Below are 11,114 nucleotides of genomic sequence, written 5' to 3' on the forward strand. Positions count from 1 at the left end.
TTTTTGCTGATCTAAAATCGTAACATGCTTGTAAAACGTATTTTTTATTATTTAATAGGATTATCATTAGGCGCTATTGGTGTCTATTTTTTTTGGCAGAAAAAAAATGCTTCTTTTGATTATGGCATGGATGCTAGAACTCTAAAAACTATCAGAATAAGAGATAGAGTTTATTCTGATGAAGCTAAAATAAAAATGACACAACATAATATTGACACCTTAAAAATAGCAGCCATTTTACAAAATGGCGATGTTGATTTTGGAAAAGGAAAACCAAGACAAAAGCCTTGTGCAGAATATTATGTTACAGGAAAAAAAGAATTGAAAACTGTTAGTTTATTAATAGAACGTTGTGATTCTACAGCAACTATAAAGAAAGTGATTTTAAATTAACAATTTTTGTATTTGTCATGGATTCCTACTCCACTTAATATCATAGGAATAATCTTTTCTAATCTTTTTTGCTTTGTAACCTCTCTTTTTGCTGAAGAAATATAATCGGCATAGTCTCTTTTTTTACTTACAGTTAAGCTTTCGAAAGAAGTAATCAGTTTTTTATTAGTATCTAAAGCTGCTTGTAAAAATGAACAAACCACTAAAGGTTTAGCTCTATTTGGTTTTATTTCATTTCCTGCCTTTACATTATCTATAGCTTCTAAAACATAGCTTTTTATTAATTCAGTATCAATTTCATCCATAGAATGAAATCTCCATTGTAACATTGCTTTTGTTTTTCCTTCTTGAGCGTTTATAAAAACTTTCTGTTCATCTTTTAATAATACTCCTTGAAAAAACCATAAACCACAATAATTTTTAAAAGCTGCTAAACCCACAATATTTTTATCGTTAAAAACATAGGTTGGTGCACCCCATTTTATTGTTTCTTCAACAGGTAAATTTGTAAATACTGAGCGTAATAAAACCAACTCTTTACTACACTTTTCTTTTTTAGAAATATATTCGGCAACTTTATCATTCATTTTTTAATCTTTTATAATAGAGTTCTTCAATTTTATCTACATTTTTTATGGTCTTTTTCACCCAATTAAAGTACAAAATTTCTTTTTCTTGATTTGTTAGTTCCCAATCTATAGTAGAGTTTCTTAGTTTTTCGGTTACATTTTGCAAAATAATAGCTGCTGCAACAGATATGTTTAAGCTTTCTGTAAAACCAACCATTGGAATTTTTAAAAATCCATCTGCATGTTCTTTAACATAATCAGAAACTCCTTCCTTTTCTACACCAAATACAAATGCTGATTTTTTAGTAATATCAAAATCTTCTAACAAACAAGAATCATTGTGTGGTGTTGTAGCAATTATTTGATACCCATTTTCTTTTAATTCTTTTAAACATGTTTTGGTATTATCTCCATCAGAACTATATCTATTTAAACTCAGCCATTTTTGAGATCCTTTTGCTACATGCCTCGAAACTTTATTAATGTACTTGTTTTCAATGGCATGAATATCTTGTACGCCAAAAATATCACAGGTTCTTACAACAGCACTTGCGTTATGTGCTTGGAAAATATCTTCTAAAACTACTGTGAAATGCCTTGTTCTTTGTGCTAGTATTTTTCTGAATAATTTTTTACGCTTATCCGTTAAATATCCTTCATAATAGGTTAAAAGTTGTTTGTCAATCATATTTACAAACTTAATTATTATTTTTACTCCAAGAGAAATTAATTAAAATTTACTCAAACTTTTTATAGTTGATGAAAAAAATAGTCATTTTAACTGGTGCCGGAATGAGTGCTGAAAGTGGATTAAAAACATTTAGAGATGCTGATGGATTATGGGAAGGACATGATATAATGGAAGTTGCAACCCCAGAAGGTTTCGCAGCTAATCCTAGCTTAGTTTTAGAGTTTTATAATCAACGAAGAAGTCAATTATTAAAAGTTTCACCTAATAAGGCGCATTTAAATTTAGTCGATTTAGAAAAAGATTATAATATTGAAATTATTACCCAAAATGTTGATGATTTACATGAGCGAGCTGGTAGTAAAAAAGTCTTACATCTTCATGGTGAATTAATTAAAGCCAGAAGTACGAATAATGAAGAAGACGTTTTCGAGTGGAAAAAAGATATTAACTTAAATGATTTTTGTAAAAACGGACATCAAATTAGACCACATATTGTTTGGTTTGGAGAAGCAGTTCCAATGCTTGAAAACGCTATAGAAATCACACAACAAGCAGATATCTTAGCAATTATAGGCACTTCTATGCAAGTTTATCCAGCCGCTAGTTTAGTTGATTATATTAAACCCAATACACCAATTTATTTTATTGATCCAAAACCTTCAGTAAATAAAAACCAATTTAATAATCTTACGATAATAGAAGATGTTGCTAGTTCTGGTACTGATACATTAATTGAGTTACTGAGAACTCTCGATTCCGCTCGAGATGAAAATTAACTTAACAATCTATTAAAGTATTCGTACAATTCTCCTTTAGCAATCGTACTTCCTTTTTCGATTAAATCAAAAATCTCAACATTTCTTTCTTTTAGATACTTTTTTGAGCCGTTAAAGAATTCAATACTTTTATCATTTGGATTCTTTAATAACCATTCAAAACCATCCTGTTCTAATAGGTTTATGTCTTTATCAACCTTTATAACAATTCTACTAAACTCTTCTTGATAGCATTTAAAAAGATTCACTGTTTTTTCTGAGAAGTGTTCTAAATACTCAGTTTTGTTTAAAACATCATCCCAAACAACATCAGAAAACACATTCATTTCTTCTTCGGCAACGTTCGGTTTATCTTTTTTTATGGCGTCCCATTCTTTTTTATCAATTTTTTGAGAAGCCAAAAATCGTGCAAATTCTTCATGTAAACTTTCAAATTGTTCTTTGGTAAGTTGTCTATATTTCATCTGTAATTTTATGTTTTATTAAAGGTCAGATGTAATTCGCATATTAATCATCTTAATAAAATTAAAAATCCTAGTTACGCTCATTTCATTCCGCAAAAATAAGTTTACAAACTTAATTCTTCAACAATATTCTCAATCATTTTCACACATAGATTTAATTGTTCTATAGAAACAAATTCATTTGCTCTATGTGCTTGCTCTATTGATCCAGGTCCACAAATAATACTCTCAAAACCAGCTTCTGAGAATTGTCCAGCTTCTGTAGCATACGCTACATAGCCTAGTTTTTCCGTGTCGGTAACTTTAACTTTATTGATAAATTCAATAATTGAAGAGTCTTCATCTGTTAACAGTCCAATAACTGGTGGATGTAAAGGCGTATTTGTAATTTTAAAATCTGGAAATAATTGTTGTTTTTCCTTTTCTAAGGTGCTACAATAAGCACTATAATCAGAAAGGATGTCTTCAATTTTATCTTCAGGTATAGAGCGAATATCCCATTCAAAAGAAGCATTAGCAGCAACTACGTTTGTTGCAATTCCACCATTAAATTTACCAACATGTAAGGTAGAATACGGTGGTAGAAACTTTTCATTTTGAGTAGAAGAAGACAATTCTTTCATTTTATTTTCTAACCAAAGAATTAATCGAGAACTTTCATGAATTGCACTAACCTCCTTCTCTATTCTACTGCTGTGTCCTTGACTTCCATTAACTTCAGTTTGTACATATAAAATTCCTTTTTGACCAACAACAGGTTGCAACAAAGAAGGTTCTCCAATAATTGCATATTTTGGTTTTTCAGAATAATATGTATTTATATGTTCTGCAAGCTCTGGAGCACTTAAACATCCAATTTCTTCATCATAAGAAATAGCAAAGTATATTGGCTTTTTTAATGCAGAATTCACCATTTTTGGTAATACAGATAAAAAGCAAGCTAAATAACCTTTCATATCACAGGCTCCACGTCCGTAGAGCTTATCATCAATTTCTACTAATTCAAACGGATTCGTTTTCCAAGGCTGTCCTTTCACAGGTACAACATCTGTATGACCTGATAAAATTACGCCTCCATCTATTGCTGGTCCAATTCTACAGTGTAATGATGCTTGTGTTTTTTGTTCATTATAAATATAAACAACATCAATTCCGAAAGACTTGATATATGTACTTATCCAATCTACTAATTCTAAATTATTTTGTGTGCTTAACACATCAAAACTCACCAATTTAGTTAAGATTTCTTTTACTGTCATTTTAATAATTTGAATAGGTTGCAAAGATTAAAACTATCCAAGAAACTAAAAGAATAGCAATTACAACGGGCAAAATAAATTTAAACCATTTATCTAATGGAACTCTACACATACTAAGCATAGCAATTAACCCACCTAATGTTGGATTGATTAAATTAACTACTCCATCACCTATTTGAAAGGCTAAAATGGTTGTTTGTCTAGTTACTCCTAAAACTTCTCCTAAAGGAATCATTACGGGTAAAGTAGCCAATGCTTGTCCGCTACCAGAAGGAATAAAAAAGTTAATAATACTTTGCGATATAGACATTCCTATAGCTGCTAAGTTTTGAGGTAAACCTTGTAATACATTGGCCATTTCAAAAGAAATAGTATCACTAACATTCCCCATATCCATCAATACTTTTATCGTAGTTGCAAATCCAACCATAAAAGCTCCTGGTGCAGCTTTTGCTATTGAATTTAATACGGTTTCACTAAATAGTGTTGGATTCATTCTTACAACTAGACCACAAGCAATTGCAATCATTAAAAAAACCGCTGAAAGTTCTGTAAAGTACCATTTAAAATTAAAAACTCCATATAAGATAATTCCTAAGCCAAGAACAAACACAGCAAGAACTGCATAATTTTGAGCAGAAACTGTATAGTCAGAAATTGGTTTCGATAATTTTATACCGCTTTCATCTAAATCTTTTCCTAATGATTTTTCTTTGTTTTTAGTGATTCTTTTTAAATATCTAATATTGTATAATGATAATAGTAATAACCCAAAAAAACATAATGCAGTTCTTAATGGCGCTCCAGAAAATAATGGTAGTTCTGCAATTTTATGCCCAACACCTACTGTATAAGGGTTGATAGGTGATAATCCAAAACCAATAGTTATAGCTCCAACTGATATTCCGGCAGCTAAAATTAAATCTCCTCCTATTGCAATACTTAATACTGCAGCTATAGGTACCATGGCAATATTATGCTCATAACCAACAAAAACTCCTAAGAAACCGTAGAAAAAGGTCATTAAAAACACAATCAAGTATTTTTTCTCATTCCCCATTGTTCGTACTAAAGTTCCTACTAAATTTTCTATAGTCTTTGTTTTTTCCATAACTCCAAACATGATTCCGCCTGCTAATACGATAAAAATGATTTTAACAGCTGCTTCAAATCCTAACGGAATTGCTTTAAACATGTCAAAAAATGAAATTGGAGTACTAGTAATAGTATGGTAAGAATTTGGAACAACTCTACTTCTTCCATCAACTACTATTCTTTCAAACTCACCTGCTGGTATTATATGCGTTAAAGCAGCAACTGCAACTATAATGATAAATAATATAGTGAGTGCATGTGGTATTTTAGAAAATAGTTTGGTTTTTAGCATATAGTGATAGTAGTGAAAGTGCTACTAATTTGGCTAAAATAAAAAAAGCTTGTTCATATGAACAAGCTTTTTACCTATATTATAGTATTTTTAAGTTTTTACTTTTCAGCAACTACTTCAAATACGATATCTGCAACAACTTCTCTATGTAAACGTACAGAAGCGTTATATTTACCTAATCTTTTAACAGTTCCACCAATAACTTTGATAAATTTCTTATCTATCTCTGTTCCAGCTTTTGTTAAAGCATCAGCTACATTAATGTTGTTTACAGAACCAAATAATTTGTCTCCTGATCCAACTTTAGATGCAATCTTAATTTCGTAACCTTTTATAGCTTCTGCTAATTTATTAGCATCATCTATTACTTTAGCTTCTTTAAAAGCACGTTGCTTTACATTTTCTGCTAATACTTTTTTAGCTGACTTTGTCGCTAAAATTGCTTGTCCTTGAGGTATTAGGTAATTACGACCATAACCATTCTTAACAGTTACTAAATCGTCCTTAAAACCTAAGTTTTCTACGTCTTGTTTTAATATCAATTCCATGATTCTACCTCTTTATTATTTTAACAAATCTCCAACGTAAGGCATTAACGCTAAATGACGCGCTCTTTTAATAGCTTGCGCTACTTTACGTTGATATTTTAATGAAGTTCCTGTTAAACGTCTTGGTAAAATTTTACCTTGTTCGTTTACTAAATACATTAAGAAGTCTGCATCTTTATAATCGATGTATTTCATGCCGTTCTTCTTGAAACGACAATATTTTGCTTCTTTTTTAGTGTCAATGTCAAGTGGAGTTAGATATCTAACTTCTCCTTGCTTTCCGCCTTTTGCTTGTTGTTCTATTGATGCCATTTCTTACTTTTTTGCAGATTTAACACGTTCTGTTCTTTTTTTAGCCCACGCTGCTGCATGTTTGTCTAGTCTTACAGAAAGGTAACGCATAACGCTATCATCTCTTCTAAATTCTAATTCAAACGCAGAGATTTCTTCTCCAGCAACTTTGTACTCTAATAAGTGATAAAAACCACTTTTTTTCTTTTGAATTGGATAAGCTAATTTCTTTAAGCCCCAATCCTCTTTTGAAATCATTTCGGCACCTTTAGAAACCAAATAGTCCTCAAACTTTTGTACTGTTTCCTTTATCTGAGTGTCAGATAAAACGGGATTCAAAATGAAAACAGTTTCGTAATGATTCATAATTAAGTATTTAAATATTATTTTTAAGGGTGCAAATATAATAACTTTTTATCTTTATTAGTGAGTATATTCTTAAAAATATATCACTAAAACTAGCTAGTTGATAAAACAAAAAAAGCCAACACAGGGTTGGCTTTACAAGAATATACAAGTATGTTAATCCAAATCTAGACGCAATCCTAAAGAAATGTTACGTGTATTACTATTATTAAATAATGTATTTAAATCATATTTTACATAAAAAGAACAATCTCTATAACCTAAATAAGTACTTAATCCATAGTTAACAGTTTTAGTATTAAAATCATTTTTTTCTACTTGCTCTACTCTAACATTATTTGCATCTAAGTATTCTATATACTGTCTTGTTCCTAGTTTAAAACCAAAGAAAGCTCCTAAACCAAAACGGACAGATTTATTAGTTCTATTTCTAGGTGTACCATCAGAATAACTACCGTTTTTAGAAAAATCCCACTCAAAATGTACTGGAAAAATAACCTGGGCATGACGTAATCTACTCTCTGTTAAATTTTCTGGATGCACTTGTAAACCTGTAGTGTTTCCATTAACAACATGATATTGATTATTCTCTGCTCTTAAATTATTCCAAAGAAATGAAACTCCATATTTCAAATAAGAAGCCGATGGTCTTCTATTAAATCTTGTTTTCCAAGTCCATCCTATTTCATAAAAACGAGATTTCCAAAATTTATAGTTAGAAACGTCAAGCGACCCAAAATCATCATCAATCAATACATTATTTACCCCCATGGCAAACACAAATTGAGAAGTTGAAGCTTTACCACGTTTACCTTTCTTTTCCCACTTTTTCTTTCTATCAGATATACGTTTTTCAGCTCTTTCTTTATTTAATGAGAATCTAAATGTTTTATTACCTATTGTAAAAGTATTATTATCATCATAGTCATCTTCTTTTGTACTTGCTATTTTACCATTCGTTTTATCTTGCACAAGTTGCTGTAATAGTTTTTCTTGCGCTCCTACTCTATTCTCAATGTTTTTTGCATGATATGCTGCTGCAGTTTTTTTAAGTTGAGTGGCAACTGTTTGTGTTATTTCTTTGTTTTCTAATCTTAGATTGATTTGATTCACTTTTATCTTTAACGAATCTTTTTCTTCTTTAGTGATTTCATCAATTTTCTTTGATATTTTCTGAACTTCTTTTTCGAAGATTTTTTCTTGAGAAAAAGCCATAGTTGTAGTTAACAACACTAATATTAATAGTATTCTTTTCATTTTATTAAATTTTAATGATTCTTTATTTTTTGATAAACCTTTCGACTACGCTCTAGGTGATAATTAATTATTTCTACTAGCAATTGCAGAGGCAATTCCTGATATTTTTGATTTTAATGTCGACATAAAATTATTTTTAAATACATCTTCATCAATATCACGTTCTACTTCTGCTAAAATGGTATTAGGATCAATGCTTAAATTCGATTTTTTGAGCTCACTTTTAATCGTTTTTAATACATCATCTCTATTAACATTATATTTAGCATAATAGGTTTTTACTTCTTCTTCGGTATGGGTAACGGCAAACAATAAATCGTCACTATTAATTTTTATACTTGATGTTGAAGTTTCTTTTTTTACAGATTGCATCTTTACACTCGCAATGACACTTTTATTAATAACTTCTGATGAATTACTATTGTCAATACTTGCAATTACTGTTTTGTCCTTCTTAGTTGCTCCTCTTTTATTTTCTTTTGAAATAGAAATATTATTTTTAGATATTGAATTTTCATCTTTAATACCTTTTGACTGCGCTCGAGTTGATATTTCTTTTTTATTTTTAACATCTACAATTGCTTCTTCAACAGGTGTTATTTGTTTTAAAACTGAATTATCAAATTGCAAAGTATCTATTGGTGATGCTACAATTATTTCTTTTACTGGATTTATCTTATCATTTCCATTAAAAAAGTAAAACCCAACACTAATCAATAAAGCTATACTTGCTGCATATCCTAAATACAAAAACCAATTCGGTTTCTTTTTAGTTTGCTGTGCATCTAACTGACTACTTAAACGTTCCCAAGCAGAGTCTGACGGCTGCAATGTTCTGTTTTTTAGTTTTTCAGCAATTTGTATGTCTATCTTATTTGTCTGCATTATGTATTGAATTCATTTTAATATAATTTGTTTGCAACCATTTACGTGCTTTAAATAATTGCGATTTAGAGGTGCTTTCAGAAATTTGTAATTTTTCTGCAATCTCTGCATGTTTAAAACCTTCAATAGCATATAAATTAAACACCAACTTATAGCCTTCTGGAAGTTTATCTATTAGTTTTTGAATATCTTCAACCGACGTATTTTCTAAACTTTCTGTAGCAGAATCGTTAAAAACATAGTCTTCATCTGATAATTGAACTGGATTCTTTTTTCGTAAATAACTTAAACATGTGTTTACCATTATTCGTCTAATCCAACCTTCAAAACTTCCTTCACTTTTAAACTTTTGCACATTCGTAAAAACCTTTAAAAACCCTTGTAACATCAAATCTTCTGCATGATGCATATCTTTAACATACTGTCTACATACACCCAACATTTTAGGAGAATACTGCTCAAACAATTGCTGTTGAGCTTCTCTGTTTTGCTGGCTTGCTTTTTTAATAAGCGTAGCTTGTTGGTTATGTAATCGTATAATTTTCAATCCGGATTAATTGGTTTTTACTGTCTTACAAATATATAGACTACAGATTTTAGAAAAAGGTTGCTTGGATTAAAAAAGTTTTCTAAACTTTTTTAGTTATTGGTTTTTAGAAGTTAGTTATTAGTTAAAAAAATGAATTATAATCAATACGTTTCTGTAAATCATATTTTCATTATTAGGATATAATTTTATTTATTATAATTTTAATGAAACCTTACTCTTCTTCAACTCTTTATAAAACAACTTTTTAGTAATTTCAGCATTATAAAAAGGAATCATTTCTTTAAGTTTCTCTTTACCTTTTTTAGAGTTTATCAACTCAGGAAAAGCTTTTTCTATGACTTCTAACATAATTGAAGTTGCTGTAGAAGCACCTGGAGAAGCTCCAAGCAAACAAGTAATACTTCCATCTTTACTAGATATTACTTCTGTACCAAATTGAAGTTTTCCACCCTCAAATTCATCTTTTTTAATAATTTGAACTCGTTGACCCGCTTTTACAACTTCCCAATCTTCATCTTTAGCCTTTTTCACAAACTTGCGTAAAGAATCCATTCTATCCTCTTTACTCATCAAAACTTGCTCTATCAAGTATTTTGTGAGCGGTAAATTATGCCAAAAAGCGCCAAACATTGAAGGGATATTATCAAACTGAATGGATTTAAATAAATCGAAATTTGAACCTTCTTTTAAAAATTTAGGACTGAAACCTGCAAATGGCCCGAACATTAATTGTTTTTTACCATCTATATAACGCGTATCTAAATGTGGTGTAGACATTGGCGGATCTCCAATTCCAGCCTTACTATAAACTTTAGCGTTATATTGTTTTATAATTTCTTCATTTTTACAAACCAACCATTCTCCACTAACAGGAAAACCTCCATAACCTTCTTTTTCATCAATTTCTACTTTTTGTAATAATAACAAACTTCCACCACCAGCACCTATAAAAACGTGCTCTGCATCAATTTGACACTTCTCTTTTGTTTTTAAATTCTTTGCTTCTACTGTCCAAGCAATATCTGTATCAGGATCAATATCTAACACTTCCATATTACAATGAACTGGTGTATTAAATTCAGTTTCTAAAATGTGAAATAGTTTTTCAGTTAATGAACCATAATTTACTTCTGTTCCTCTATCAATTCTAGAAGCGGCCATGATTTCACTTTCATTTCTATCATTCATAATTAAAGGAAACCAATCTTTCATTGTATCAATTTCTCTTGTAAATTCGATAGAATCGAACATAAAATGTTCTTGAAATGATTTAAATCTTTTTTCTAAATAATCCGCATTTTCTTTTCCTAAAACCCAACTATGATGTTTTACAGATGCTATAAACTCATCTGGATTTTCTAATAATTTTTTATCAACTAAATATGACCAAAACTGTTTAGAAATTTCAAATTGAGTACAAATATCAATTGCTTTTTTTATAGATACTTTTCCATTTTCTTCAGGACAATAATTCAACTCACATAAAGCAGAATGACCTGTACCGGCATTATTCCAAGCCGCAGAACTCTCTTGAGCAACTTTATCTAAGCGCTCTAAAATTAAAATATCAACTTTTGAATCTAATAATTTGGTAATCAAAGCTAACGTTGCACTCATAATTCCACCACCAACACATATTAAATCATATTCTTTTTTTAATTTCATTTTCTTTTATGAT

General features: G+C 30.0%; 14 protein-coding genes. 2 read left to right on the forward strand and 12 right to left on the reverse strand.

Going from position 1 to position 11,114, the window contains the following annotated elements; translation table 11 throughout:
- Positions 1-24 precede the first annotated feature (24 nt).
- The gene (locus tag OD91_RS01085) at positions 25-393 is read left to right on the forward strand and encodes a DUF4258 domain-containing protein (RefSeq protein WP_144894560.1); all 369 of its coding nucleotides are present in this window, start codon (positions 25-27) and stop codon (positions 391-393) included.
- Here the strand turns inward: OD91_RS01085 and OD91_RS01090 are convergent.
- Positions 390-980 (reverse strand): YdeI family protein, encoded by a 591-nt coding sequence (locus tag OD91_RS01090; protein WP_144894561.1) that lies wholly within the window; start codon positions 978-980, stop codon positions 390-392. The genes OD91_RS01085 and OD91_RS01090 overlap by 4 nt on opposite strands.
- Positions 973-1,650, reverse strand: a complete 678-nt coding sequence (locus OD91_RS01095; protein WP_144894562.1) for an RNA methyltransferase — start codon at positions 1,648-1,650, stop codon at positions 973-975. Before OD91_RS01095 ends, OD91_RS01090 begins: the two co-directional genes overlap by 8 nt.
- A gap of 71 nt (positions 1,651-1,721) precedes the next feature.
- On the opposite strand from OD91_RS01095, the gene OD91_RS01100 reads away from it, so the two are divergent.
- Entirely contained in the window at positions 1,722-2,429 is a 708-nt protein-coding gene (locus OD91_RS01100) for an NAD-dependent deacylase (protein WP_144894563.1), read from the forward strand.
- Here the strand turns inward: OD91_RS01100 and OD91_RS01105 are convergent.
- The 10 genes from OD91_RS01105 to mqo form a co-directional block, all read right to left on the reverse strand.
- A complete protein-coding gene (locus OD91_RS01105) occupies positions 2,426-2,893 on the reverse strand; it encodes a DUF6495 family protein (protein ID WP_144894564.1) in 468 nt (155 codons plus the stop codon). The two genes, OD91_RS01100 and OD91_RS01105, sit on opposite strands and share 4 nt — an antisense overlap.
- Before the next feature lie 104 nt (positions 2,894-2,997).
- On the reverse strand, positions 2,998-4,152 hold the full coding sequence (gene argE / locus OD91_RS01110; protein WP_144894565.1) for an acetylornithine deacetylase: 1,155 nt from the start codon (positions 4,150-4,152) through the stop codon (positions 2,998-3,000).
- 1 nt (position 4,153) lies between these two features.
- Entirely contained in the window at positions 4,154-5,539 is a 1,386-nt protein-coding gene (locus OD91_RS01115) for a YfcC family protein (protein ID WP_144894566.1), read from the reverse strand.
- 98 nt (positions 5,540-5,637) lie between these two features.
- Positions 5,638-6,087, reverse strand: a complete 450-nt coding sequence (gene rplI / locus OD91_RS01120) for a 50S ribosomal protein L9 (protein ID WP_144894567.1) — start codon at positions 6,085-6,087, stop codon at positions 5,638-5,640.
- A gap of 15 nt (positions 6,088-6,102) precedes the next feature.
- Positions 6,103-6,399 carry a 30S ribosomal protein S18 gene (gene rpsR, locus OD91_RS01125; protein WP_144894568.1) on the reverse strand — a complete coding sequence of 99 codons (297 nt, stop codon included), beginning with the start codon at positions 6,397-6,399 and terminating at the stop codon, positions 6,103-6,105.
- Positions 6,400-6,402: 3 nt separating this feature from the next.
- Positions 6,403-6,744 carry a 30S ribosomal protein S6 gene (gene rpsF / locus OD91_RS01130; RefSeq protein ID WP_144894569.1) on the reverse strand — a complete coding sequence of 114 codons (342 nt, stop codon included), beginning with the start codon at positions 6,742-6,744 and terminating at the stop codon, positions 6,403-6,405.
- 156 nt (positions 6,745-6,900) lie between these two features.
- Positions 6,901-8,001, reverse strand: coding sequence for a hypothetical protein (locus OD91_RS01135; RefSeq protein ID WP_144894570.1), 1,101 nt, complete (start codon positions 7,999-8,001; stop codon positions 6,901-6,903).
- A gap of 63 nt (positions 8,002-8,064) precedes the next feature.
- The gene (locus OD91_RS01140; RefSeq protein ID WP_144894571.1) at positions 8,065-8,886 is read right to left on the reverse strand and encodes a hypothetical protein; all 822 of its coding nucleotides are present in this window, start codon (positions 8,884-8,886) and stop codon (positions 8,065-8,067) included.
- Complete coding sequence (locus OD91_RS01145) at positions 8,873-9,433, reverse strand: RNA polymerase sigma factor (protein WP_144894572.1); 561 nt, start codon at positions 9,431-9,433, stop codon at positions 8,873-8,875. Before OD91_RS01145 ends, OD91_RS01140 begins: the two co-directional genes overlap by 14 nt.
- A 195-nt stretch (positions 9,434-9,628) precedes the next feature.
- On the reverse strand, positions 9,629-11,101 hold the full coding sequence (gene mqo / locus OD91_RS01150; protein WP_144894573.1) for a malate dehydrogenase (quinone): 1,473 nt from the start codon (positions 11,099-11,101) through the stop codon (positions 9,629-9,631).
- Positions 11,102-11,114: the final 13 nt, after the last annotated feature.

It is taken from the genome of Lutibacter sp. Hel_I_33_5 (assembly GCF_007827455.1).
Taxonomy (GTDB): domain Bacteria; phylum Bacteroidota; class Bacteroidia; order Flavobacteriales; family Flavobacteriaceae; genus Polaribacter.